This window comes from Streptomyces sp. NPDC002206 (assembly GCF_053593595.1).
The window spans coordinates 181,261-206,841 of the sequence record NZ_JBSFCW010000002.1 but is presented as its reverse complement, the minus strand read 5'-3'; the positions used below and the strand labels follow the sequence as shown (position 1 = coordinate 206,841).

At 71.2% G+C, this 25,581-nt stretch carries 17 protein-coding genes and 1 pseudogene; 8 read left to right on the top strand and 10 right to left on the bottom strand.

Annotation, left to right across the window (positions count from 1 at the left end):
- Window positions 1–266 precede the first annotated feature (266 nt).
- The 3 genes from gndA to ACWCP8_RS05765 all read left to right on the top strand — a co-directional run bounded on the left by gndA (window position 267) and on the right by ACWCP8_RS05765 (window position 3,719).
- Window positions 267–1,709 carry an NADP-dependent phosphogluconate dehydrogenase gene (gene gndA, locus ACWCP8_RS05775; RefSeq protein ID WP_352268357.1) on the top strand — a complete coding sequence of 481 codons (1,443 nt, stop codon included), beginning with the start codon at window positions 267–269 and terminating at the stop codon, window positions 1,707–1,709.
- Between the two features lie 142 nt (window positions 1,710–1,851).
- On the top strand, window positions 1,852–2,922 hold the full coding sequence (locus ACWCP8_RS05770) for a Dyp-type peroxidase (protein WP_352268358.1): 1,071 nt from the start codon (window positions 1,852–1,854) through the stop codon (window positions 2,920–2,922).
- Complete coding sequence (locus tag ACWCP8_RS05765) at window positions 2,922–3,719, top strand: family 1 encapsulin nanocompartment shell protein (RefSeq protein ID WP_352268359.1); 798 nt, start codon at window positions 2,922–2,924, stop codon at window positions 3,717–3,719. The genes ACWCP8_RS05770 and ACWCP8_RS05765 overlap by 1 nt, the downstream gene beginning before the upstream one ends.
- A 25-nt stretch (window positions 3,720–3,744) precedes the next feature.
- On the opposite strand, the gene ACWCP8_RS05760 is transcribed toward ACWCP8_RS05765, so the two are convergent.
- Entirely contained in the window at window positions 3,745–3,903 is a 159-nt protein-coding gene (locus ACWCP8_RS05760) for a hypothetical protein (protein WP_352268360.1), read from the bottom strand.
- A gap of 640 nt (window positions 3,904–4,543) precedes the next feature.
- Here ACWCP8_RS05760 and ACWCP8_RS05755 point away from each other — a divergent pair.
- Window positions 4,544–5,974: a helix-turn-helix domain-containing protein gene (locus ACWCP8_RS05755; protein WP_451114392.1), complete on the top strand. Its 1,431-nt coding sequence runs from the start codon at window positions 4,544–4,546 to the stop codon at window positions 5,972–5,974.
- 210 nt (window positions 5,975–6,184) lie between these two features.
- On the top strand, window positions 6,185–7,567 hold the full coding sequence (locus ACWCP8_RS05750; protein ID WP_451114390.1) for a diaminopimelate decarboxylase: 1,383 nt from the start codon (window positions 6,185–6,187) through the stop codon (window positions 7,565–7,567).
- Between the two features lie 351 nt (window positions 7,568–7,918).
- Here ACWCP8_RS05750 and ACWCP8_RS05745 read toward each other — a convergent pair whose 3' ends face one another.
- The 5 genes from ACWCP8_RS05745 to ACWCP8_RS05725 form a co-directional block, all read right to left on the bottom strand.
- Entirely contained in the window at window positions 7,919–8,545 is a 627-nt protein-coding gene (locus ACWCP8_RS05745; RefSeq protein WP_451114388.1) for an aspartate/glutamate racemase family protein, read from the bottom strand.
- A 42-nt stretch (window positions 8,546–8,587) separates the two neighbouring features.
- Window positions 8,588–8,938, bottom strand: a complete 351-nt coding sequence (locus tag ACWCP8_RS05740; RefSeq protein WP_451114386.1) for a GNAT family N-acetyltransferase — start codon at window positions 8,936–8,938, stop codon at window positions 8,588–8,590.
- A 28-nt stretch (window positions 8,939–8,966) separates the two neighbouring features.
- Window positions 8,967–9,392 carry an aspartate 1-decarboxylase gene (gene panD, locus ACWCP8_RS05735; protein WP_451114384.1) on the bottom strand — a complete coding sequence of 142 codons (426 nt, stop codon included), beginning with the start codon at window positions 9,390–9,392 and terminating at the stop codon, window positions 8,967–8,969.
- Window positions 9,393–9,925: 533 nt separating this feature from the next.
- Window positions 9,926–14,620 (bottom strand): DEAD/DEAH box helicase, encoded by a 4,695-nt coding sequence (locus ACWCP8_RS05730; RefSeq protein WP_451114382.1) that lies wholly within the window; start codon window positions 14,618–14,620, stop codon window positions 9,926–9,928.
- Between the two features lie 110 nt (window positions 14,621–14,730).
- On the bottom strand, window positions 14,731–17,751 hold the full coding sequence (locus ACWCP8_RS05725) for a hypothetical protein (protein WP_451114380.1): 3,021 nt from the start codon (window positions 17,749–17,751) through the stop codon (window positions 14,731–14,733).
- Window positions 17,752–17,954: 203 nt separating this feature from the next.
- Between ACWCP8_RS05725 and ACWCP8_RS05720 the strand changes: the two genes are divergently transcribed.
- The gene (locus ACWCP8_RS05720; RefSeq protein WP_451114378.1) at window positions 17,955–19,889 is read left to right on the top strand and encodes a sigma-70 family RNA polymerase sigma factor; all 1,935 of its coding nucleotides are present in this window, start codon (window positions 17,955–17,957) and stop codon (window positions 19,887–19,889) included.
- 23 nt (window positions 19,890–19,912) lie between these two features.
- Here ACWCP8_RS05720 and ACWCP8_RS05715 read toward each other — a convergent pair whose 3' ends face one another.
- Window positions 19,913–20,629, bottom strand: coding sequence for a 3'-5' exonuclease (locus tag ACWCP8_RS05715; RefSeq protein WP_451114885.1), 717 nt, complete (start codon window positions 20,627–20,629; stop codon window positions 19,913–19,915).
- On the opposite strand from ACWCP8_RS05715, the gene ACWCP8_RS05710 reads away from it, so the two are divergent.
- Together ACWCP8_RS05710 and ACWCP8_RS05705 are read left to right on the top strand one after the other, a co-directional pair.
- Entirely contained in the window at window positions 20,531–20,740 is a 210-nt protein-coding gene (locus ACWCP8_RS05710) for a hypothetical protein (RefSeq protein ID WP_451114923.1), read from the top strand. The two genes, ACWCP8_RS05715 and ACWCP8_RS05710, sit on opposite strands and share 99 nt — an antisense overlap.
- Window positions 20,741–20,748: 8 nt before the next feature.
- Entirely contained in the window at window positions 20,749–21,144 is a 396-nt protein-coding gene (locus tag ACWCP8_RS05705; protein ID WP_451114376.1) for a hypothetical protein, read from the top strand.
- A gap of 5 nt (window positions 21,145–21,149) precedes the next feature.
- Here ACWCP8_RS05705 and ACWCP8_RS05700 read toward each other — a convergent pair.
- The 3 genes and pseudogenes from ACWCP8_RS05700 to brxD form a co-directional block, all read right to left on the bottom strand.
- Window positions 21,150–21,242: pseudogene (locus ACWCP8_RS05700) on the bottom strand (hypothetical protein); the annotation flags it as partial.
- Window positions 21,243–21,693: 451 nt separating this feature from the next.
- Window positions 21,694–23,898, bottom strand: coding sequence for a DEAD/DEAH box helicase (locus ACWCP8_RS05695; RefSeq protein WP_451114374.1), 2,205 nt, complete (start codon window positions 23,896–23,898; stop codon window positions 21,694–21,696).
- Entirely contained in the window at window positions 23,898–25,247 is a 1,350-nt protein-coding gene (gene brxD, locus ACWCP8_RS05690; RefSeq protein ID WP_451114372.1) for a BREX system ATP-binding protein BrxD, read from the bottom strand. The genes ACWCP8_RS05695 and brxD overlap by 1 nt, the downstream gene beginning before the upstream one ends.
- Window positions 25,248–25,581 lie beyond the last annotated feature (334 nt).

Genomic DNA, 25,581 nt, shown 5'->3' with positions numbered 1-25,581 from the left:
ACAGCCGCACACCGCCCCGGCTCGCCCCCGCCGACGCAACCGGCCGACCCGAACCGGGCGCCCCCAGGAGCCCGAGCACGGTCATCCCGCCGGCCCCGCCGCCGGAGCTCTCGTTCCACCGGCCGGTCCGGTCGGCTCGCACTCGACCGTACGGACGTTTTGCGGCGGCGGCGTGACCGGCGTGCGGCGGCTTGAACAGGCCGTCCCCGCGCCCCGTATCCATACTGGTCATCCCGGCATCCTCGACAGATTGCAGGAGCACACAGATGAGCGGCACTGCGCAGATCGGCGTCACTGGACTTGCGGTGATGGGCCGCAATCTCGCCCGGAACTTCGCACGTAACGGCTTCACCGTCGCGGTGCACAACCGTACGACCGCGAAGACCGATGCCCTGGTCAAGGAGTTCGGCGACGAAGGCACATTCGTCGCCGCGCGCACGCCCGAGGAGTTCGTGGCGGCGCTGGAACGCCCGCGCAGGCTGGTCATCATGGTGAAGGCAGGCGATCCGACGGACGCAGTGATCGAGGAGTTCGCCCCGCTGCTCGACGAGGGCGACGTCATCATCGACGGCGGCAACGCGCACTTCGAGGACACCCGCCGTCGCGAGAAGGAGCTGCGCGAGCGCGGCATCCATTTCGTGGGTGTCGGTATCTCGGGCGGCGAGGAGGGCGCGCTGAACGGGCCGAGCATCATGCCCGGCGGTTCCACCCGGTCGTACGAATCGCTGGGACCGCTGCTGGAGAAAATCGCCGCGAAGGCGAAGGACGGCACTCCCTGCACCACGCACATCGGCCCCGACGGTGCCGGGCACTTCGTGAAGATGGTCCACAACGGCATCGAGTACGCGGACATGCAGCTGATCGCGGAGGCGTACGACCTGCTGCGGAGGGTGGCCGGCTACTCCCCCGCGAAGATCGCCGAGACGTTCCGCAGCTGGAACACCGGCCGGCTCGACTCGTATCTGATCGAGATCACGGCGGAAGTCCTCTCCCACACGGATCCGGAGACGGGGAAGCCGTTCGTCGACATCGTGCAGGACCGGGCCGAGCAGAAGGGCACCGGCCGCTGGACGGTGCAGATCGCACTCGATCTGGGCGTGCCGGTCTCCGGTATCGCGGAGGCCGTCTTCGCCCGTTCGCTCTCGGGCCACGCGGATCTGCGGGAGGCCGCACGGGAGCTGCCGGGCCCATCGGCCACTCCACTGGCCGGAGCCGAGGCCGCGGCGTTCGCCGACCGGGTGGAGCAGGCGCTGTACGCCTCCAAGATCGTCTCGTACACGCAGGGCTTCCATCAGATCCGCGCGGGCAGCGAGACGTACGACTGGAAGATCGATCTCGGCGCGGTGGCCGCGATCTGGCGGGCCGGCTGCATCATCCGGGCGGCATTCCTGGACCGGATCCGGGCGGCGTACGACGCACGGCCGGAGCTGGTGAGTCTCCTCTCCGACCAGCAGTTCGCCGAGGAGATCGGTGCGGCGCAGGACGACTGGCGGACGGTGGTCGCCGAGGCGGTACGCCAGGGAGTGCCGACCCCCGGATTCGCTGCCGCGCTCTCGTACTACGACGGTCTGCGCGCCGACCGGCTCCCGGCGGCGCTCACTCAGGGGCAGCGGGACTTCTTCGGGGCGCACACCTACCGGCGTACGGACCGTCCTGGCTCCTTCCACACGCTCTGGGGCGGCGACCGGTCGGAGACCGCCACCGGCTGACGGGCCTCGGGCAGCTGTTCGTCCGGCCGGGTCATCCGGGGTGCGGCGGGACCGTACGTATGCGTAAGTAGCAGCGAGTCCCGCCGTACTCCTGCACCGCCGCCACGAGCGCGCTGTCGCCACCACTCCTCGGAGCCGCCGCATGCCCGACGCCGTCCCGGACCCGGCCGCCGCCCAGCCCGTCGTCTCGCCGCTGACCACCGCCGCCCTGATCCTGGTCGTCACGATCGAGCCCGGTGGTGAGGCCGCCGTACGCGAAGTACTGCCGGACCTCAGGGCATTCGCCCGGTCCATCGACTTCCGGTTCCCGGGCACCGATCTGGCGTGTGTGACCGGGTTCGGCTCGGATGCCTGGGACCGGCTGTTCGCGGGGACGCGGCCGGCCGGACTCCATCCGTTCCAGGAGCTGCACGGCGCCCGCCACCACGCGCCCGCCACCCCCGGCGATCTGCTGTTCCACATCCGGGGCGAGCGGATGGACGTGTGCTACGAGTGGGCCGCCCGGCTGATCGGCAGACTCGGTGGGGCGGTGAAGGTCGTCGACGAGACCCAGGGGTTCCGCTATCAGGACCACCGGGATCTGCTCGGCTTCGTCGACGGGACGGAGAACCCGGTGGGTGCCGATGCGCGGGCTGCGGCCCTCGTGGGCTCCGCCGACCCGGACTTCGCCGGCGGCAGCTATGTCATCGTGCAGAAGTATCTCCACGACCTGGCCGGCTGGAACTCGCTGAGCACGGAGGAGCAGGAGCGGGTCATCGGCCGCACCAAGGCCGACGACGTCGAAATGTCCGATGCCGTCAAGCCCGCCAACTCCCATGTCGCACTGAACACCCTTACCGCGCCGGACGGGTCGGCGCGCGAGATCGTGCGCGCCAATATGCCGTTCGGCAGCTTCGAGCAGGGCGAGTTCGGCACGTACTTCATCGGTTACGCCGCCGACCCGGACGTGACCGAGCAGATGCTCCGCAACATGTTCCTCGGCAGTCCGCCCGGTACGTACGACCGCATTCTCGACTTCTCGACCGCGGTCACCGGCACGCTCTTCTACGCCCCCTGCGCCGACTTCTTCGACGCCCCGCCGCCGTCTCCCGTCCTGTCCGGGACCGAGTCCCTGCCGCAGCCGGCGTCCGCGCCGGTGGCCCAGGCCCCGGCTCCGACGGGTGCGGGCGACGGTTCGCTGCACATCGGCAGCCTGCAAGAAAGCGCCCAGTGATGAACAACCTCCACCGCGAGCTCGCCCCCGTCACGGAAGCCGCCTGGGACCAGATCGAAGAAGAGGCCCGGCGCACCTTCAGCCGCCATCTGGCGGGCCGCCGCGTCGTCGATGTGACGGACCCGGAGGGGCCCGCGCTCGCGGCGGTCGGTGACGGGCATCTGCGTGACATCGATCCGCCGACACCGGACGTCATCGCCCGGGCCCGTACGTCGAAGCCGGTCATCGAGTGGCGGGTGCCGTTCACAGTGACCCGGGCGGCCGTGGACGACGTCGAGCGCGGCTCCGACGACAGCGACTGGCAGCCCGTCAAGGACGCCGCCCGGACCTGTGCGTTCGCCGAGGACATGGCCATCATCGACGGGTACGCCTCCGCCGGGATCACCGGTCTTCGGGACGGCTCCTCGCACCCTGCGCTGCCGCTGCCGGCCGATGCCCGCGACTACCCGACCACCGTGAGCCAGGCGCTCACCCAGCTGCGGCTGGCCGGTGTCGACGGGCCGTACCGGCTGCTGCTCGGCGCCGACGCGTTCACCGAGGCGACCGAGACGTCCGACCACGGCTATCCGGTGGCCACGCATCTCGCGCGCCTGCTGGACGACCAGATCCTGTGGGCGCCCGCCGTCAAGGGCGGGGTGCTGCTGTCCACCCGTGGCGGCGACTTCGAACTGCGGCTGGGCCAGGATCTGTCCATCGGCTATCAGGACCACGACGCGACCCACATCCGGCTCTACTTCCACCAGTCGTTCACGTTCCGGATGCTGACGCCGGAGGCCGTGATCCCGATCGTCGCCTGAGGCGGGAGGGCCCGGAACAGCCCCGCTACTTCCGGTGACCGGTGGCCTGGACGCTCCAGGTGAGCGTGCCGGTGGCCAGGGCGCGGACGGCGGGGTCCCGGATGGCGTCCGTACGGTCCACGGCCTCGGCCGTCACCTGGTGACTGCGGCCGTCGGCACGGACGCCGAGCGAGTCTGTGGGCATGGCCGGCGGGGTGTGCGCAACGTTCTCGGTGCGATCTGGGACGCCGGGTGTGGTGTCAGCGGTCGAACGGGTAGCCCTCGGCCTGCAGACCGGAGTAGCCGGCACCGCCGTACTTCGTGGAGTTGGCGATGACGACGAGGTCGGCGGCGGGCGCCTCGGCCGCGGTGCGGTGGCCGGGACCTCAACGGTCCTCCCGGCGCCGCCGGGCTGCGGGAACTATTCGACCCGGCGCCTTCCCCCTCCGCCGTTCCCGGTCGCGCGGCCGCCGCGAGGGCGGTGCCGGCGGCGGTCGCCGCGAGGGCGGTGCCGGCGGCGGTCGCCGCGAGGGCGGTGCCGGCGGCGGTCGCCGCGAGGGCGGTGCCGGCGGCGGTCGCCGCCGGCAGGCCGGCGAGGGCGAGTCCCGCCACCGATCCTGCCGTTCGGCGCGTGCCTGGGCGTATGCGCATGTAGAACTCCTTGAGAGCCTCGGACTCCGGGCGGACGCGAGTCGGCGCAACCGTTGATTGACTTGCGAGTTAAATCGACTTAGCGCGAGGCTTGACCTAGAGGTGCGTCGGACGCGGAACAAGGCCCGGACGGCGCATGGTTGGTGTTCATCGCCGGGCAACTGCCCTTCATGGGGCGCAGGGTGAGATGTGAGATGCAGGAGGGCGACTCAGTGGCCGCGAAGCACACCGCAGGGACGGACACCGGGCAGAAGCCGAGCGACGGGGGCGAGACCCGGCGTGGGCCGTCCGACGACCCGGGCGCTGTCGGACGACGCGTGCACCGACTGCGTACGGAGCGCGACCTCACCCAGCGCCAGCTGGCCGAACCCGCCTACACCCCGGCGTACATCTCCACCCTGGAGGCGGGCCGGGTCCGCCCCTCGGAGGCTGCCATACGCCATCTCGCGGAGCGTCTGGGGGTGACGTACGAGGAGCTGGAGACGGGACGTCCCGCCCATCTCGCCACCGACCTGCGGCTGAAACTTGTCGAAGCCCAGCGGACCCTGGCCACCGGCGCCGCCGAGGACGCCGTGGCCGACTACACCAGGCTGCTCGCCGAGGCGGAACAGCTCGGCCTCGACGGCGAACGCGCCACGGCTCTGCTGGGGCTCGGGCAGTGCGCGCTGGAGACGGGCGAGCTGCCGGTGGCCCGCGAGCGCTTCGAGGCCGCGGAAAAGCTGCTTGCGAACGCCCCGCTCCCGCAGCGCGCCCCGGCCGTGCGCGGCCGGGCCGTCGCGCACCTCCTGACGGGTGAACTCCGGTACGCCTGCTATCTGCTGGAGAGCGCGATCGACGAACTGAACGCCTCCGGTCTGCAGGACCCCGGTGCGCTCCTGCTGCTGTACACGGCCGCGATCGCCCCCTACATGGACATGGGCGCCCACGCCCGCGCCGCGCAGGCCGGCGAACTGGCCCTGGCCCTGGCTCCCCAGGTGTCCGACCCGGAGCTGGTCGCCGGGCTGCACCGAGGCGTCGCCCGCACGCTCATCGCGGCCGGCCGCACACAGGAGGCCGACGCCTCGCTCGCCAAGGCAGCCGAGATCTACCAACAGCTCCAGATCCGTACGGAGATGGCGCACTGCCACTGGATGCGCGGCTACGTCCATGCGCAGGACGGCGATCTGTCCGGCGCCGAGACCGAACTGCGGGCCGCCCGCGACATGCTGGCGTCGAAGCGGGCCGCGCTCTACACGGCGCAGGTCGAGGTGGAGCTCGCAGATGTCCTACGCCGACTCGGCAAGCGGCAGGAGGCGGAGACCCTGCTGCTGCGGCTGCTGGGCGAACTGCAGGCGGACCGGGGCTCGGTCCATGCGGGCGGCGTGCACCGGCTGCTCGGCCTGATCGCCGAGGAGCGGAGCGACCTCGACCGCGCCGAGGAGCATTACGTCACCGCGCTCGGCCTGCTGGAGCGGGCGGGCGCCGCCGGTGACCTCGCGGACATCTGCCGGCTTCTCGGGGATCTGCTGCGGCGGGCCGGCCGTACCGAGGCCGCGATGGACGCGTACCGGACCGGCCTCGGCCACCGGGCGGCGCCCGGCAGCACGACGCTGGGTCCGGCGCCGGTGCGCCCGCCGACCTCGTAACCCTGAGGTACCGGCTGCACCGCGCCCGGGACCGGTTCGTCGTCGATCTCGACGACCCCGACACCCGGCTGCTCATCACTTCCGCCGTCCGCCTCAGCGGATAGATTTGTCCTGTATTGCTGAAACCGTTGGCCCCACGGCCAAGGACCGACACCGATCCTGTCCCGTCCGACAGAGACCTGCGGGGCTCCCATCACCGACTCTCGCCATATGCCTCTCACCTCGCCCGCTCCCGGCCCTCCGTCCTCCGCGCGTGTCGCCGCCGCGGTCCGCCACGCCGTCGGCGCCGGGCTGCTCGGCGAGTCCCGGCCCGTCGCCGGGTTCATCGACACCGACGGGGTGCGCGACTCGGTCGCCGCCCTCCAGGACGCGTTCGCCGGGAGCCCCGGCGTGCTGCACACGTTCGCCGCCAAGGCCGCGTCCCTGGTCCCTGTGTTGCGGCTGCTCGCCGACTGCGGCATGGGGTGCGAGGTCGCCAGCCCGGGCGAGCTGAGGATCGCCCTCGACGCCGGTTTCGCGCCCTCGGCCATCGTGCTCGACTCCCCCGCCAAGACCCGTGACGAGATCCGTCAGGCGCTCGCGCTCGGCGTGGCGCTCAACGCCGACAGCCTCGACGAGGTGCGCCGGATCGCCTCGCTGCGGCCCAGCAGCTCGGTCTCCGTCATCGGGATACGCGTCAACCCGCAGGTGGGCGGTGGCTCCATCGGGGCGATGAGCACCGCCACGGCGACCTCCAAGTTCGGCGTGGCGCTGCTCGATCCCGGCGCGCGCGAGCATGTCGTACAGGCCTTCGCCGAGCACTCCTGGCTGACCCAGCTGCATGCCCATGTCGGTTCCCAGGGCTGCTCGCTGGAGCTGATCGCGGCCGGTGTCGCGGAGATGTACCAGCTCGCCGAGGAGATCAACAAGACGCTCGGCACCCGGCAGGTCACCAGCATCGACATCGGCGGCGGCCTTCCCGTCAACTTCGACGACGACTCCGTACGGCCCACCTTCGCCGCCTATGCGGCGGCGCTGCGGGCGGCGGTGCCGGGTCTCTTCGACGGCCGCTACGGGCTGGTCACCGAGTTCGGCCGGTCGTTGCTCGCCAAGAACGGGTTCATCGGGGCGCTCGTCGAGTACACGAAGGATGCGGGGGGCCGCCGTATCGCGCTCACCCACGCGGGGGCGCAGATCGCCACCCGTACCGTCTTCATGCCTGACGCCTGGCCCCTGCGGGCGGGGGCCTTCGACGCCGAGGGGCGACCCAAGGACGGTCCGCCGCTGGTCCAGGACATCGCGGGGCCGTGCTGCTTCGCAGGTGATGTCGTCGCGCACGCCCGGGAGCTGCCGGAGCTGCGGGAGGGCGACTTCGTGGTGCTGTACGACACGGGCGCGTACTACTTCTCCACACCGTGGTCGTACAACAGCCTGCCGCGCCCCGCCGTGTACGGCTTCAGCACGGTCGGCGACGGCGGGGACGACGGCTCGGACGGGGACACGGTGCGCTTCGCGCCGGTGCGTGATGCGCAGTCGCTGGACTCGATCGCCGAGGAGAGCGGCGCCGGCCACGCCGATTCGCTCCTCGGGCTCGGACCGCGGCGCGACCGGTAGCAGGTCGCGGCGGTACGGACCGGGCCCGTCATCCGGGCGGCTGGGGCGACGGCTCCGGTTCCGGCACCGGCTCGGGCCGCGGCGGCTGCGGAATCGGGTGGGGCGACGGACCGGGCGGCACAGGGCCGGGAACGGGGGGCGCGGGCGTCGGCTCGGGCAGCGGCGACGGCGGTCCCGGCATGGGGCCGGGGGTCGGCGCGGGTGGAACGGGGTCGGGATACGGGTTGGTCATCTCGGGCCTCCGAAGGTTCGGGCAGATCTCGAGTCCACCGTCTCCCGGAGCGGCTGCCCTCGCCTGCCGAGTCCATACGTATGAGTTCCGTACCGTCGGACGAGAACCCGTACGGCGGCTCAACCCGCCGCGGCGGCCGCGGCGGAGAGCCCGGGTCGGGGGCTGGAGAGGACCGGAATCCGGGTGGCTGTGCGGGTGGCGGCATCGGCCATGGACGCCTGGGCCAGCACGATCACATCGGCGTCCGTCACCCGGTCGGCAGCCGCCGCCACCAGATCGAGGTAGCCGTCACGGTCACCGGCCCGGAACCGCGCCCATGCGCCGTCCACCAGCACCGTGCGAATGTCCACGCACCGATTGCCGGCCTCCTCGGCGAGCAGGGCGAGCGTCGGCGGCAGGGTGTCGTCGATCGCCGCGAGGATCACCACCCGGTCCCACGTGACGGCGGCGGCCGCCATCGGGCGGTCGACGCGCAGGACGGGGACGCCGAGCGACTCCGCGACGGACTCGGCGACCCCGCCGATCGTCGAACAGGTGCAGAGCACCGCGGTCGCACCCTCGGCGACCGCTCCCGCGAGCAGCGCCTCGATCTCACCCCGCACCGCGTCCGGACCTGCGTCCCGGGCACGGGCGAGCAGGTCCTCGTGCACGAGATGCCGCAGGGCGAGACCGGGGTGGTCGGCGTCGCGGAGCGCCTCGAAGACCGGGACGTGGACCGGGGAGGTGTGCAGGAGCGCAAGTGTCATCGGCGGACTCGGATCCTGTTCGGACGGGACGGGATCGGATCGCTACAGCTCGGGGTGGGACTTGAGCTGCTGCTTTGCCTGCTCCACCAGCTCGGTGGGCGCCACCGGAGCCTGGTCGGGGTGGCCCAGGGCCCACTTCGCGGCGTACGTGCAGAGCGGGACGACGGGCACTCCCTCGCGGTCCGCCATGGCGTAGAACTCCTGGACCAGGGCTCCGGCGAAGCCCTTGCCCCTGTGCTCGGGTTCGACGACGGTGTGCACGGCGACGAGCGCGGCGGGGGTGCCGTCCATCACGAAGTACGCGATGACTCCGGCGGTCCGGCCGTCCACCCGTGCCAGCAGGTTGCCGTTCTCCCGATCGTCGAAGAATTCGAGCGCGGTGTTCTCAGCCATGGCGGGGTCTCCCTCGTGAACGGAACGGTCAGTTGGCTGCGGGAAGGGCGTACGGGCTGCGTTCGGTAGCGGTGCCGGGCACGGGTGCCGAGGCATCGGTTCCGAGCTCGACGATCCGGTTGTCGGCGTCGACATGGACGATGCGCGGGGTCAGAGCGCGGGCCTCGGTATCGTCGACCTGGGCGTAGCTGATCAGGATGACCAGATCGCCGGGGTGCACGAGGTGGGCTGCTGCGCCATTGATGCCGATGACACCGGAGCCGCGCTCGCCCTCGATGACGTACGTCTCCAGCCGGGCGCCGTTGTCTATGTCGACGATGTGCACGAGCTCACCGGGCAGCAGATCGGCCGCTTCCATCAGCTCGGCATCGACAGTAACGGAGCCGACGTAGTGCAGATCGGCTTGGGTCACGGTGGCCCGATGGATCTTCGACTTGAATAGAGTACGTAGCATTTGGGCGCTCCTGCTGTTCGGCTCCCTGCCTGCTTGTGCAGGTCAAGGGCGTTTCTCACTCTACGACGGCTGGCTTCGCACTGGTTTCCCGCCTGCTGTTCAGGTATCGACGCTGACCGATTACTGAGTTTCCTGATCCAGTGCCAGGCGGACGCGGAGGCGTCCCGGGGCATCCGCTCTGCCCTCGAGGTCGACAGGCGGAACCATGGTACGGAAGCGGCACTCCGGGACGCACTGAGAGCCCCGTCACGGTCACGTGAGCATGACGTGCCGAAGGCGCGGGGGCGACGCCTGCTGCACATTGAATTCCATTTGCGGTGGACCCGTGCTGGAGGTCAAGCCGGCGCGAGGCGAGCCAGCACGGACCCGTTGGTCTACGGCTCCCCAGGTCTCCCCTACTCCTGGGCCGCGGACTCGCCTGGCGCGGCCGACATTTCAACTACTCAAGTAGTCGTGGCGCTTCAACGGAGACCACCCCGTGCGGCAGGTCGGCTGCCCGATGACGTGTCTTTTCGCGAACCACTCCCTACCAATCAGCCAGCGATCCTGCCCGCCAAGGCATCGAGTAGCGCGACGGCCTCACGGCGACTCAACAGCTCATGGAAACGCTCGTTGCGGAATGTCCGCAGGCATGCGTAGCAGCTGCTCTCCGGGCCGCACTCGCAAGCGCCCACACGGGCAAGCGCGGCCTCGACAACCGGTTCGAGGCGGTCTCCGATCCGGATCACGTTTCCCGCGCCACCCGGCGTGGTGTCGAAGAGCAGCAGCGAAGGCATCCCGTCGGTTCCCGTGTGGACCGTGCCGTCGATGTCGTCTCGGCTGATCTCCAGGTGAGTGGCGGCGCCTTCCAGCAGGGCGTAGACGCCGGAGCGAAGGCGTTCTTGCGGTGCGGAGAGGGCAGTGAACGGGTCGAGGTGAACCTGGAGGAAGTCGGTCTGGTAGCGGTGCGCGAGGGAGACGACCCGCAGCGGGCCGGTGCATTGGGCGTCCTTCAGCAGGTGCGGATGGCCCGCCCGCCGGTTCCCCGCCCGAGCGTGCGGACGGCCCCAGCCGCACCAGTCGCAGATCTCGTAGCCGGCGCCGCCCGGCCCTTCCGAGACAACGACCATCTCGCCCCGTGCTCCCGCCGACCAGGCCGTGGTGTGACCGGAGGTGAAAGCTGTCACCCCGTCCCGCACGTCGGCGGTGTCGGTGGACATGTGGACGTCGCCGTACCAGGACCGGCGCGGCGGGGTCTGCCCCGGCCGCCGCTGGGGCCCGCGTGCGGCGACGAAGCCGTAGACGGGCTCGATGTACCGGCGCGGCGCGGTGGTGGACACCGCGCCGCAGGCGGTGCAGGTGGGATCCACGGGCTCGGTTGCCTCGCCGTAGCGCCCGCAAGCGCCGCATACGGTGTAGTGGCGGCTCACCAGTTCGCGGTCGGGCAGGCGGTAGACGCCGGCGGACGACCACAGCCGGCCGCCCGCCACGATCTCGGCGCCTGGCGCGTACTCATGGACGGCGGCACTCAGATCGCGGGTGAGTTCGAGCTGGCTGGAGACGGCGCCGCCGTCCTGCGGGATGCGCAGTTCGACGGTGTCCACGGGGAATCCGTACTTGGGCAGCACGTTGCGGTTGGCGAGGACACCGAGCAGGTCACGTTTCGTCAGAGTGTGGATGACCTTCTGGTACATCTCCGCCAGCCGGTACTTGCGAGTTGCCGCCGCCTGGTCACGGCGTTCGCTGTAGGCGGTGACGTCCTGGGCGAGGATCTGCTGCGCGACCCGTAGGAGACGGTCCATTTCGCCTACCCAGGCGTCCGATTCCACGCCGATCTCGTCCTGGACATTTCGAGGAAGAACGCGGCGCAGAGAAGCGGTGACGCTTTCTGAAACGGGCGTCAGCCAGTCCCGCACAGCATGGGCGGCGACCTCACCAGTGGTGTCGTCGGGCAGGAAGAACTCGCCCGCCGTGCGCCAGATGCGGCCCCGTTCCTCCTTCATGGCGCGAAAGAAGGCAGCGAGGGCGATGGAGTGGGCGTGGCGGCGGTCGATCCGGACGTTGTCGACGGGGACGATCGGGGCCCGGACCTCCCCGGCGATCATCCGCTGGGGTTCCGCATACCGCGCGAGGTCGTGGGGGCGTCGCTGGGCGTAGGTGAGAACGAGGGCGGCGGAGTCCGCGCGCCGCCCGGCACGTCCGGCTCGCTGCACGTAGTTGGCAGTGGTGGGTGGCATGTTGCGCAGCACGACGGCCTGCAGCTCGCCGACGTCGACCCCAAGCTCGAAAGTGGTGGAACAGGACAGGGCGTTGACCTGCCCGCGGACGAACTCGCCCTGGATCTCCGCGGCCTTCTCACCGGTCCACTGCGCGGTGTGTTCCTGGGCTCGCAGCGGGACGGGGCCGAAGGTGAGGTAGAGGCGGCGGAGGTGGCCGTCCGACTCGTTGGTGGGCTTGTACTCCTCGAGGCGGCCGGTGCAGCGCAGTGTGGGGCAGACTCCCCGGACGGACACGGCGACGACGCGGCGGCAGCGATCGCAGGCGTGGAGCGGTTCGCTGTCCGCGGTGACGGGCCGCAGTCGCAGCCAGGCGTGATCGAGCCGACGGACCGCGCCGATTCCGGGCTGGCTCTCCCCTCGCAGCCAGTCGGCAAGGTGCCCGGTGGTGAGGTCGGTCCACAGGCGGCTCAGTATCTCCAGCGCGGCGGCCCGCCGGTCGCCCGGGTGGCCGAGTGCGTCGAGCACCCGCTCCAGGTAGTCGACGCGGCGGTTGGAGACGCCCGCCGCGCTGGGCAGCCAGCTGATCACCTTCCGCGCAGCGTCGGACCCCTTGGAGCGGACCCAGACGGGTCCGCGGCGCGGGGCGAACGCCTCGTCGCCCGCGTCCACGTCCTCGGGCATGGTGAGGGCGCCCTGGTTGCGCACGGTGCGCACCAGTTCCTGCACCAGCCGCCAGGCTTCGACGTCCGTCAGGCCGAGGGAGGTCAGGGCGGAGGGTGGCTGCCAGAAGGGCTCGCGGTCGAGGTCGACACGGAGCAGGCCGAGGCCTTCGAGTGACTGGCGGTCGTCGAGGCTGAGTACTTCCTGCATGACCCACAGGGCGACCTCGCGCTGCTTGGCCTGCCTGGAGTCGTTGCGGCGGAAGACTCCGGCACGGTCGGCGGCGCGGACCGTGTGGGCCACGAGATCGTCGATGTGCAGAGGCTCGTCGGGGTCGGGGCAGCCCTTCAGAGCGGCCTGCGTCATCAGGCGCCGGTGCTGGATGCGGGTGTAGGAGTCCTCAAGGTAGGGGGCGAAGTACGCGGCGGCCTGCCGGCTGTCGCTGAAGAACAGGAGTTTGCGGCCCTGACCGGGCAGCGCGGCGGCGGGGCCTTCGGTGGCCGGGGGCAGCGCCTGGTAGAGGGCGGTGCCGAGGACCGAGGCCGCGGCCTCGTTGCCCGTCTCGAAGAGGCGTATCATCCCGTGGCCGCGGGCGCCGCAGGCAAGGCAGGAAGCGGGGGTTCCCTCGTGGGTGTCGAGCTGGTGGACGCGGCGCAGTTCGGTGCCCTGGCATTCGTCCGCCGTGCAGGCCGCCGTTCCGGCGGGGTGCACGGCCGCGCAGCGGGTGCACAGTCGGCGCTCGCTGAGACCGCCCTTGGCCCTCTCGCCGAGGGTTTCGTCGTCCTCGTCGACGCCCGCGCCCGAGTCGTCCCCGTCCAGGAGCAGCCAGGTGTGGGGTTTGTCGGGGGACTTACGGTGCACGAGACGGGGTCGTCCCCCCGGCCCGTCAAGGCTGCCGTGCAGGTGAACGGCACCGCAGCGACGGCAGGCGCCCAGTTCGAAGGAGGGGCGTGCGCAGTGCGGGCAGCTCTCATGGCGGGCCAGGTCGAGGTGGGGTCCGGCCGGGTCGAGGCAGGTGAAGGCACCTTCGGTGGCGCGCGCGAAGAGGTGGTAGCGGGCGGAGAGCACAGGGGCGCCGTCGGTGTCGGTCAGCTGACTGGCGAGCTGGATGAGCGCGGTGACGGCGGCCGGTCCCACCGGGTCGTCCGGGAAGACGGTGTGCGCGATCTCGCTCACGGGCCGGGGCCCTTCGGCGAGGGCTCGGCGCAGGGCGGCGGTTCCGGCTTCGGCGGCGAGGGCCGTCGCCGGGGTGGTGGCGGCCAGTCCGTGCATGCGCGCGGCCGATACGATCTCGGGGCCGGGGTCGGCCGTGGCGGCCAGGCGCAGGTACTCGGTGGTCGGCAGTGGCCCCCAGTGCGGGCCGTCGGGTGTGCCCACCCGGGTCGCCGTGACGAGGTCCTGTCCGGCCAGGTCGTCGGCGTCCCAGTCGAAGGGGACGTCGAAGAGGGCCTGGGCGAAGGCGGTGACGGCGGCCGGGTTCTCCTCCGCGCCGACGGTGGCGCTGGTGGCGATGGCCTGGATGTCGCGTCCTTGGCTCACCCGGTCCTTCAGCCGGCGCAGCAGCATGGCCAGTTCAGCGCCGCGTGCTCCGTCGTAGACGTGGGCCTCGTCGACGACGATGAACTTCCAGCCGCCCGCGTGATCCCCTTCGAAGAGGTCCATGTCCTGGGGGCGGAGCAGCAGGTATTCCAGCATGGCGTAGTTAGTGAGCAGGATGTGGGGCGGCGTGGCGCGCATCTCGCGGCGGCTGAGCAGTTCGTTGGGCAGGCGTGGTTCGCCGGGGTTGAGCTGTTCGAAGGTGTCGGCGGCTCGGCGCGGGTCGTCCTTGGTGTCGCCGGTGTAGCGGCCGAAGGTGATGTGGGGCGCCTCGGCGAGCAGCCGGCGCAGGCGCTTCATCTGGTCGTTGGCCAGCGCGTTCATGGGGTATAGCAGCAGGGCGCGGATGCCGGGGCCGAGGGTGCCGCGGGCGTGTTCGGCGGCGAGCGCGTTGAGGATGGGCAGCAAGAAGCTTTCCGTCTTGCCCGAGCCCGTGCCGGTGGCGACGACCAGGTTGCGTCCGGCTGCGGCCTTGCGCAGTGCCTGCTCCTGGTGCCGGTACAGGGGACGGTCGGCGGGCAGGGCGGGGCCCGTCAGGTGCCGGAACGCGGGGTCCAGTACGCCCTCGCCGATGAGCTCGTTCAGGGTGGCGCCCGGCGCGTAGGCGGGAGTGGCTTCCAGCAGAGGGCCCTTGGTGAGCAGCGGGCTGGTGTCGATGGCGTGGGCGAGGGCCTCGGCCAGCCGGGGTTCACGCAGGGGCAGCAGGGAGCGCAGATAGCGGCGGTAGGTGTCGCTGATCAGTGCGGACGTGGCGAGCGGGTCAAGGCTGTGCACGGGCTGACTCCGGGTCGGCGGCGGGCTGGGCGGGTGTGGCGGTGTGGAACGACGGCCGAAGGCCAATGCGGCTTGGTCCGCGTCGGCCAGGACGGCAGCTCCGGCCGGGCTCAGCCGGTGGCCTGCACGGCCTCGGCGGTGACCAGGCATTCCGCGAGGGCGAGGTCGACGGCGGTGAGGTCGGGCGCGTGGGCGGCGACGGACGTCCACAACGGCCGCAATCCCCGCTCCAGTTTGGCGGCCCGCGCGTCTCCCGCAGCGGCCAGCCGTGCGATCAGCGCACACCCGAGGGAGAACTGGGGCACCCGCATCCAGGCCTCTTCGGGGCCATGCAACGGGCCGGGTCCGCGGTCGCGGAACGCCCGCGCCAGGAGATGGTGTCCGTCGTCGAGGAAGATCGCGACCGCGTCCAGCCAGTCGCCACATTCCTCCCGCACGGCGTAGTACTGGAGGGTGCGCCGGTCGCGGAACGCCTGCCAAGCGGCTTCGGCCCGGGCGTCGGTGTCCAGGAGGCCGCGCGGTACCACCCGTGCAGTGCGCCACACGGCCTGCTGCTGAATCTCGGGGAGTTCATTCAGGACCCGGGCATGGGCGTCGAACCGGCCGACGCTGCGGCTCGGGTCCTCGTGGCCGACCAGGAGTGCCGGACCGGCATCACCCAGGAACTGCCCCACCTCGTGGAGGAGTTCCGCTTCCTCCGGGTACAACTCGTCGATTTCGTAAGCTGGGTCGTCGGACAGGTACGGCAGCAGTGGTGCCGTGAGCAGCAGTGCGCACAGCGGAGCCCGCCTCCAGACGGGGCGTACGGCGGCCGGGTCGGTGACCTCCCGGATGCGCAGGGCGGCCAGGCCGCTGCCCACCAGCACGGCGGCGAGCTCGCCGGAGCGCAGAGCGGAGTCGGCCGCTCCCACGAGGGCATCGGGTCCAGCGTCCCCCAGGGCGTGCAGGCACTCGGCCGGTGCGGCCTCCCTTGCTCCGCACGCCTGCAGGTCCCGGCCGCGGGCAGCCACGATCCACTGGTAGGGGATGGCCTCGGTGCCTCGGGGCAGCGTTCCGCCGCCTCCCAGGTACTCCGTGGTCCTGGCCGCGGCAGTGGCCTCGACAACCGTGGATGTCCAGGGGGAGCGGCGCAGCACCAGGGTGTCGCGGTCACGCAGGCGGGGCCAGGAGGATGGGGTGCCGGACATGGGGGTTCCCGCGCGCAGGGTCACGACGAGCGGGCCGGCCGACCGCCAGGCGGCGGGCAGCAGGATACGACCGCTGTCGTCCACGGGCGCGGTCAGCGGCTGCTGCCACGGGGCGAGGACCGTGTGGAGCTGGGCGGTCAGTTCCCCGGGGTGACGCAGCCCTCGCAGTAGCAGTCCGGTGCCGTCCGGTACGACGTCTTCCGCGATGGGCTGCGTGCGGACGGTTCCGACATGGATGCTCTGCCCCGCGACCAGCAGCCGTATCTCGGCCTTGGCACAATCGCGGACGGTGTCCGTCAACGCGGCCAGGGCATAGCGCAGATCGCCCTTGCGGGTCCGTATGCGGCGTTCCGGCCGCAGGGTGTGCAGGGTCGCGCCCTCGACGACCAGCGCCAATTCGGGGGTCACGGCCACCGCCTGTTCCGGCAGGCGCACGGTCAGGGCGCCGTCCCTCGCCAGGTCGGCCGCGTCGATGTCGAGCGGCCGGACGGACCAGGAGAGGGGCCGGCCGTCGAGCTCCAGGCGGACTTCGGAGTGCGGGACGAGCGCCTGGACCTGGAACGCGCTTGTTCCGTCGCTAAGTACGAGCTCTTTGGCGATCTCGTACGGGGCGAACCGGACCGTGCCTTCGGAAGCGGTGACCGGTCGGCCGGTGCGGAGGTCGAGCCGCGCGGGCGCGAGTCCGCCGTGCGGGGCGAGCAGGCGCCATGCGGCAGAGGGCGTGGCCTCGACACCCTGGGCGAGGAAGGCGGTGAGCCGGCGCCGGCCCCGCTGTCGGCCAGGGCGGTGGACGAGGAGCTCGTACGTGCCGAGAAGCGGGCCGGGCACGTTCTGCCAGGGGTCGAGAAGGGCGCCGGGGGCACCGGTGAGGCAGGCAAGGGTTTCCTCGTGGCCGGGACGGCGCACCTCGACCTGCCAGTGCCCTGGCTCCGGTTCACCCGGCCGGCGTCGCAGCCGGAGCTTGGGCGGGCGGTACCACACCGGTGCTCCGTCCTCACCGGTGAGCCATGGCAGCGTCGCGCCGCCTTCCCAGCCGAACGATCGTCCGACAGCCACATCCAGCCAGCTGTCCGGTGCCGCTTGGGAGGTACGGAGGCGCGTCACGCCGGCCAGGGACACCTTGCTCAGGGTCCAGCCGCTCCAACCGTACGGGGTGGGCAGTTCGACGGCCGCGACCTGCGCGCCCCCTGTATCCAGGGTGCCCACGTGCAGCAGGTGGATCTCGGCAACGGGCAGCGGCTCGTCCAGGGGGAGCCGGTGGCCGTCGGCGGCAAAGGCCAGCAGGACGGTGTGCGGATCGACGACAACCGACACGTGGGTGGTTCCCGCCGGGTCGGTGGCCTCGATGCGCCGAACGGGGCCGGGCAGGGCCCAGTGCGGCGGCGACGCGATGAACGACTCGCCATCGGCGGCCAGTTGCCAGGCGGACGCGTCCCGGCGGCCGGGCAGGGTCAGCAGGACGCTGCCCGCGCCGGGCCCGAGGCGGAGCTCCGGAGGAGTTGTCGCGGCCCAGGGTTCGGGACCGCGCGGAGGAGTCTGCACCAGATCCGCAGCGGTTGACGGACGCCAAGTCCAGCCCAGTGAGCGAGCCGCCTCTTGTGCGGCCGCAATCCAACGCGCGTCGGTCGTCGGTGCAGTCGGGACGACACCGGGAAGGCCGAGTTCGGGGCGGGCCGCGACGACCCGCGCCTGTGCCTCCGACAGTAGTTGTACGAGACCAGGCGAATCACCCTGCTCGCCGAGGGCCACGGCATGAACCGTGCAGGCCGGCCAGCGTGCGAACACGGTGTCCTGCGGCATACCTGACCGGTCGGCAAGCAGCGCGTAGGCCACCAGCGCCTCCGTGACGAGAGTGGTCCGCCAAACGACGGACTCCGTCAGCTCCCCCGCCTCGCGCCACGCCCGCTCGCAGTCGTTCAGCAGCTGCGCGGGATCCACCAGCATGTTTTCCCTCCCCGTCCGGACCGTACTTCCTTGCAGTACAGACCGGCTGATGTTTACCTTTTTACCATTCCTTCACGCCGGGACCACAGGGACTCCGCAGACTAAAGGGGATGCAGCCAGCGGGCGTGACGCGTTGTCAGTGGCAGGTGGTCGAATACGAGCGGGCTGGTTGCACTGCTGTTCAGCACATGGGGGGCACGTCGATGACAACGGATGTCGAGGCCGGAACGCCGGCCGCATTGCACACGGACCTTCTGGCGGCGGCAGGTCCGGAGCGCAGGCTGACTCTGGTGGCCTTGCGACGCCTACTGGTCGGCGTGGACAAGGCCGTGCTCGTCGAAGCGCTCAGCCGGGTCGTGCGGGAGGGCGTCACGCTCCCCCCCAACGTGGCAGCCTCGTTCGGCGTGCCGACCGGCGCCCCTGTGGCGTCGTCCAATCCTGACCGTCCTACGCCCGCACGGACTCCGAACGAGGCGCCCGTCACCACCCAACTCCCCGCCATACCGACCCAGAAAGCGCCCGGCCCGCGCTTCACCATCGAGGTGGGCCCGGACAGCCGACTGGACCTGACCGCGCTGACAATACGTACGCTGCGCCCGGCCTCGCCCCCGTCCGCATCGGTGCCGAAGCCCCCGGCGAGCACTGCCTCCGATGCTGCTGACGCGGCTTTCGAGGAGTCCTCCGCAGCCGGGCCCGTGTTCGACTCCCTGAAGTACTACCGCAAGGTGATCGGCAGGTACCCGCTGCTCTCCCGGCAGCAGGAGGCGGAACTGGCCCAGGCCATCGAGGCGGGACTGCTGGCTCGCGAGAAGCTGGACGACGCCGACCGAAAGACCGCCCCCAAGCTCCGCCGCGAGCTTGAACAGGTAGCCCTGCTCGGCGAACACGCCTTCACGGAGTTCGCCCACTCGAACCTACGGTTGGTGGTGAGCGTCGCCGTCAGATACACCGGGCGCGGGCTGGACCTCATGGACCTGATCCAGGAGGGCAACGCCGGCATGGTGCACGCGATCGAGATGTTCGACCATCGCAAGGGCTTCAAGTTCTCGACGTACGCAGTTCAGTGGATCCGCCAGGCGATCACACGCGCGATAGCCGATCAGAGCCGTACGATCCGGCTCCCGGTCCACGCCCACGACACCGTGACCGCACTCTGGCGAGCCGCCGGCAATCTGGCGCTGCACTCGCCCCACGACGACCTGCTCGCAGTCGCCGCCCGCGTGGGGACACCGGTGGACGAGGCACGCGCCCTGCTGTCGCGAGTGCGCACCACACTCCCGCTGGAAAAACTGGCCGAAGCGATCGGCGACGACGCACTGCACGAGGAGTTCGACCGCACGGCGCAGCGGCCGGAGAGCCTCGACGACGAACCGGACTACATGGGCTTGGGACCGGACGAGGTGGGTCGCCTGCTGGACCACCTGTCCACGCGCGAGGCCCGAGTGCTCATACTGCGCCATGGTCTGGACGATGGTGGCCCCGGCCTGACCCTTGATGCCATCGGCCGACAACTCGGGGTCACCCGGGAACGAGTGCGTCAGATCGAGAAGCTGGCCGCCGAGGTGCTGCGCGACCTGGTCGTCGCCTACAAGATGTCCGGCTCCGTTCTCCCGAGTCGTCCGGCCGAGCCTCGCCGCGTCCGCCCTCGCCCCGCAGGGGCGAAGGTCGTGCCCACAGCGTCGAAGTCCACTGCCCCTCCCGATGCCGCAGCCTCTTGCGAGTTCACCGTCCCCGCAGCGTTCACCAGGGAGCGACACCGCGTGGACTCCTCCGGGCACATCATGGTCGAGGGCCGGGCGATCAGCGTCGGCGCCGGTCTGCGAGGGGGGACAGTCGTGGTGCTTTTGGAGGAGGAACTGCTCCGGGTCATCCACGACGGCCACCAGCTCACCACCGCGCCCCGAGAGCACATCGGCCGCGGTGGCAAGACCGGAAGCGAGCGACACCGCGTGGACTCCTCCGGGCACATCACGGTCGAGGGCCGGGCGATCAGCGTCGGCGCCGGTCTGCGAGGGGGGACAGTCGTGGTGCTTTTGGAGGAGGAACTGCTCCGGGTCATCCACGACGGCCACCAGCTCACCACCGCGCCCCGAGAGCACATCGGCCGCGGTGGCAAGACCGGCAGCGCGAAGAGCTGAGGCGGAGCCGTTGCTTCGCGGTGTCAGCTCGCCCCGTCGAGGAACGCACTGGGCCGCCGACCGTACGACACATACAGCGCTTCCGGGGCCCGGGTGCAGGCGACGAACAGCAGGCAGCGTTCGGCCGTGAGGCCAGTGGCGTGCTGGATGCCGTCCACGTCGGCCGGGGTGACGGCCGGAGGGAAGGGGAAGGCCTTCGCCGTGGCACCGGCGACGGCCACGCACCGGCACTCCAGTCCCTTCATGCTGTGCAGGGTCGACACCCGCACCCCGACCGCGCCGTCCGGTTCGCCGTCCCGTACGCGGACCACGGGGACGCCGGCCGCGGCGATCCGATCGGCGAGATTCCCCGTCAGGGTGTTGAAGCGGGCGCAGACCGCGATGTCCGAGGGGGCGACTCCGGCGTCCATCCAGCCGCGCACCTGCCGGACGACGGCGTGGGCCTCCTCGTTCTCCGAGCAGTGGCCCTCGCACACGGGCTGGCGCCGTGCTGCAGGGAGCGGTAGCCGGTGAGGGTGTCGTGGCCGTCGCCGGTCAGGTCGGCGACCGGTTCGCTGTCGAGCAGTGAGCGGGCCCAGCGCAGGATCTCCTCGGTGGAGCGGTAGTCGACGCGCAGCCGTCCGCTGCGGCCCGCGACGGCGATGCGAGCGCAGGAAGACCTGGGCGTCGCAGATCCGCTGGTGCGGGTCGCCGGTGACGAACAGGTCGTCGGGACCTTCCGGGCCCAGCGCGCGCAGCAGCCGCCACTGCGCCGGGTGCAGGTCCTGTGCCTCGTCGACGACGACGTGGTCGTACGACGGTCCCGTGCCGGGCTTGACCCGCAGCAGCCGGCCGCCTCGGTGCACACCTGAAGCCAGGTGTGCGTGCGGGTGCGTGCCGGGTCGTCCTTGAACAGGCTGATGGCCTGCCAGCCCCGCCGCCGCTGGGCCTGCCCGAGCGCGCTGTCCCGTCCGCGCCGCTCGCACACGAGGTCCTCCTCCTCGCTCCGCAGGTTCTGGGCGAGCACCAAGTGCCGGTACTCGTGCAACAGGAACGCCTCATTCCAGGGCAGGTCGAGACGGCGGAACAGGCGCTGCCAGCGGGCGCGCTCGTCCTTGTCTCCGAGCGCGCTGCCGGGGTTGCCGCGCAGCTGCCGTACGGTGCGATGGGCGACCGCGTCCACGGTCCTGACGTCGACGCGGGCCAGCAGGCCTTCGTCGTGGTCAGCAGCGGGGCGAGGCTGCTGTGCAGGGAGCGGGCCAGGGCGCCGGTGTAGGTGGTGAGGAGAACACACGTGTCCGGGGCGCGGTGCAGCAGGTGCTTGACCCGGTGCAGGGCCACGACGGTCTTGCCGGTGCCCGGTCCGCCGGTGATCTGGGCCGGTCCGGCGTATGCGGGCCGATAGGCGATGCGCCGCTGTGTGGGATGCAGGAAGATACGCCAGGCCGCGAAGGGCTTGGCCAGGATGCCGGCGAGTTCGTCGTCCCCGGTGACGAAGGCGATCCGGCTTCTGGCGCGGGTGACGGCGGCGGCCAGGTCGTCCGCGGCGGTGGCGTCGGCTGGCTCCTTTCTGCCGTACGGCGATCAACTCGCGGTAGATGTCGTCGGGGTCGAGACCGTCGGCGAGCAGCCATAGCACCTCGAACTGGTCCTCCGGCATCAGCGAGCCGAACACCTCCAGCTGGACCTTGCTGGTGACGGTACGGGCGGCGCGCAGGGTGACGTCATCGACACCGAGGTGCCGCAGCACGGTGTCCGACCAAGGCGCGAACGGCAGCTGTCACCCACACCGGCTCCGAGACGACCGCCTCTGGAAGCGGACTGGTCAGGTGCCGTGCTGGAAGCGCACCGCTTCACCCAGCACCACGCGGGCGCTCTCGAAGTCGGCCAGACGGGCCGCGACCGTGGCGACTGCGAGGCGTTCCGGGAGGGCGGCGGAGAACTTCAGGCCGCGTACGGCCCGGTGGTCCACATCGGGTAGGACCAGCCTCTCGCCGACGCTCTCGCGAGCCGCACGCCAGTCGGCCGGGGTGAGGTCTTCGCGCAGGCGCATCCAGCAGTCGGTGGGGCGTTGCAGAGGGTCCGTGACCGACTGCAGAGTTGCCCCGAGGGTGGCATTGGCGCGGTAGCCGGCCCAGGTCCACCAGCGCACGTCGCTGCCGACGCGCGTGATCAGTGTGCCGCCCGGGTGCACGGTGTCGGGGGCGTCGCTCTCGCGCTGTTCGGCCAGGCACGCCTCGGCGCGGCGAGTGAGCGACACGGGCGGGTCCGCACCGAGCAGCACCTCCCGCATGGCGCGTGTGAGGGCGTAGGACAGTCCAGCGATGCCGCCGTTCATCCACTTGGCGATGCCGCCGCCGTCGGCGGGTTCGACGAAGACCCGTTTGCGCAGCCAGTCGATGTAGGTGACCTGCCAGCTGCGTCCGCCGAGCAGCAGGCGCCGGGGCCCCGGGCGTTCCTCGGTGAGAACACTCGGGTCGGTGCGGCCGATCTCCGTGCGTCCGGACAGCACGGTGAACTGGGGCGGCGCGGTGAAGGACGCGGTGAGCTCGATGAAGTGCCGCCTGCCGAAGCGACGTTCGGCCTCGGGCCCGACGAACAGCAGGCCGCCGTCGTCGTCGAGGAAGCCCTCTTCGGTGAGGTGGCGCAGGATGGGGGAGGCGGAACGGTCGAAGGGGGCGAGCCCGTTCCACTGCCGGTCCCACAACTGGTCGCCGAGCTTGTGCTGTTGAAGGGTGACGGCGAGGAGTTGCTGGGCGACGAGGTGGCGCGGCTCGGGCGGGGGGAGGACCGGTTCGACCCAGCCGCGCGACCACAGCAGCAGGAGTCCTGCCGCCTGCAGCAGTGTGTCCTTGCGGGTAGTGAGGAACAGGCAGTTGCGCACGGTGCCGGAACGTCGGCCGGTGCGGCCGATGCGTTGCAGGAACGAGGCGACGGAGGCCGGTGAGTCGATCTGGATGACGCGGTCCAGGTCACCGACGTCGATGCCGAGTTCGAGGGTGGAGGTGGAGACGATGACGCAGTCGCGGGCCTCGGCGAAGGCCTGCTCGGAGCGGGTACGTTCGTCGACGGATAGGGAGGCGTGCGACAGGAAGACGGTCACCTCGCGGGCCCGGAGCGCGGCCCCCAGTTGCTCGACCTGGGCCCGCGAGTCGCAGAAGACGAGCCGTTTCTCTCCCCGGTGCAAAGCCTCGATGAGTTTGGCGGCGTTGTCCAGGGAACCCACGTAGTCGAGCTCCACCTCGCCTGCAGGCCTGGGGAGTTGGTCGGTCGGAGCCTGCCCGTCGTGCCCAGCTACGGTGGGCGCGGGCGGCAGTTGTACTCCGGGGGCGACGACCTGTCCGGTACGACTTCCGGCGCCTGCGCCCTGCAACCAGTGCAGCAACTGGTCGGGGTTGCCGACGGTTGCCGAGAGTCCGATCCGCTGGATAGGGCGGCCGGTGACCCGCTCCAGTCGTTCGAGTACGGCGAGCAGGTGCCAGCCCCGGTCGTCGCCCGCGAAGGCGTGCACCTCGTCGACGACGACGGTCCGTACGCCGCCCAGCAGCCGGGCGTGATCCGTCTTGACGCCGATCAGCATCGCCTCGAGCGACTCGGGCGTGGTGAGCAGGATGTCCGGCGCCTCGGTGCGGATGCGCTGCCGCTGGGACTCCTTGGTGTCGCCGTGCCAGAGCGCGGCACGGCGGCCCAGCCACTGGGCATACGTGTCGACGCGGCCGACGAGGTTGTTGAGCAGCGCCTTGAGCGGGCACAGGTACAGCACCGAGGTGCCGGTCCACTTCTGCTCGGTCATGGCCGACAGCAGGGGGAAGCAGGCCGCCTCGGTCTTGCCGCCCGCCGTGGGCGCGAGCAGTACGGCGTCCTCGCCGCCCATGAGGGGCGTGATCGCCGCCCGCTGGAGAGGACGCAGGTCGGGCCAGCCGAGGGTGTTGACGATGTGGTGCAGGACGACGGGGTCGAGCCGGTCCAGTATGTCGGCCGGACCGTCGCCGTTCGCGGTGTCGCCGACCGGGGCGCCGTCCTCCGCCATCACAGCTCCAGGTCGAAGTCGTCGGCCGAGGCAGGTCCGCCGGAGACCGAGGCGGCCAGGTTCCTCTCGACGTCGGTGAGTTCGCTGCTCGCGACCGTCAGCCGGTAGTGCTGCCGGGGATCGAAGTCGTCGAACTGGTCCACCCGGTCCAGGACATCACCCACGAGCTTCTTCAGGAACAGCCGGGGTGCCACACCGACTTTCCCGCCCAGCGCCCCGCCGACGGCCCGCGCGAGGTCGGCGACGTAGGAGTCGTCGACGACCGTCTTCACGCGTTCGGGCGCCTCGGCGGCGTCCGCGTACAGGTCACGGATGGTGACGCCGAGGCCGACCAGGGACTCCTGACTGAAGCCGGGCAGCCGGATCTGCACGGCGCGGGGGTTGTCGAAGCGCGGGTCGGTGGTGAAGTCGGTGGCGAGCCGCTGGGCGAGCGGGGCGAGGCGCTGCACGCCCTGCTGACCGTCGTAGAAGGCCGGCGTGCCGGTGATTACCAGGTACAGGCCGGGGAAGCGCCCTGAGTGGACCTCGTCGATGAGCTGCCGCAGCGCGTTGAGCGCCTTGTCGCGCGCGTCGGACCGGACCCGCTGCAGGGTCTCCACCTCGTCGAGGACGACGAAGAGGCCGGTGTGCCCGGAGTCGCGGAGCACGGTGAGCAGGCCCTGCAGGAAGCCGAGCGCGCCGAAGTGGTCGAGGTCACCGCGTACACCGGCGGACCGGCGTGCGGCGGCGGCCACGTGCGGCTGGCCGCCCAGCCAGGCGAGCACGGCGGCCGCGGTTGCCTCGTCTCCCTCGGCGAGCGCCGTCCGGTAGCCGCGCAGCGCGGTGGCGAAGGACGGCGCGTGCCGGGACACCTCGGCGAGCCGGGCGACGAGGAGCTTCTCGACCTCTCCTGGCAGCTCCTCCTCGGTCGCGCCGGCGGCGAGGGAGTCCTCCTCCAACGCGTAGAACCAGGCGTCCACGACCGGCCGCAGCGCGCTGGGCGGGAAGCTGGGCGTGGTGAGCCGTTCGGTGAGCCGCCGGTAGACGGTCTCCAGCTTGTGCAGCGGGGTCTCGGTCTCCGAGATCTGGATCTCGGCCACGGCGAAGTTGCGCCGCTTGGCCCGCTCCCCCAGCCACCGGGTGAAGAACGTCTTGCCGGACCCGTACTCACCGCGCACCGCCTTGAACACGGACCCCCCGGACGCCACGGCGTCCAGCTCCGCGTCCAGAGCCGTCTCAAAACGGTCGAGTCCGGTGGCGAGCAGGTCGAGGCCGCTCTCAGGCACGGCCCCGCGGCGCAGCGCATCGATGACCGTACGGCGGCGGGCGGCGCTGACCTGGGCGGGGCGCCTTGATCCGGTGGTACTCACGGGGGCCAGTGTTCCATCTCCCTGTGCACCAGGACCTCGGCGAGGGATCGCGATGTCCGCTTTGCGGGCATATGAGTTCGAGTGCGTCACTGTACACGCCGCCACCCTCATCGTTCGAAACGATCACGTGCAGGTCGACGTCGCAGCCGTGTCGGGCTGCCAAGCAGTGCGAGAAGCGTCTACAAGCACACCCCCGAGGGATTCCTGCCGCAGGGCGCCCCCACAAGCGGGTACCTGTCGACCTCCGGGACGGCGAAGCACGACCTCACGAGGCGCGGGTGCTCGCCTGCAAGGGGGACCCGCAGAGGCTGCGTCGTGAACCCAGCGGCCATCA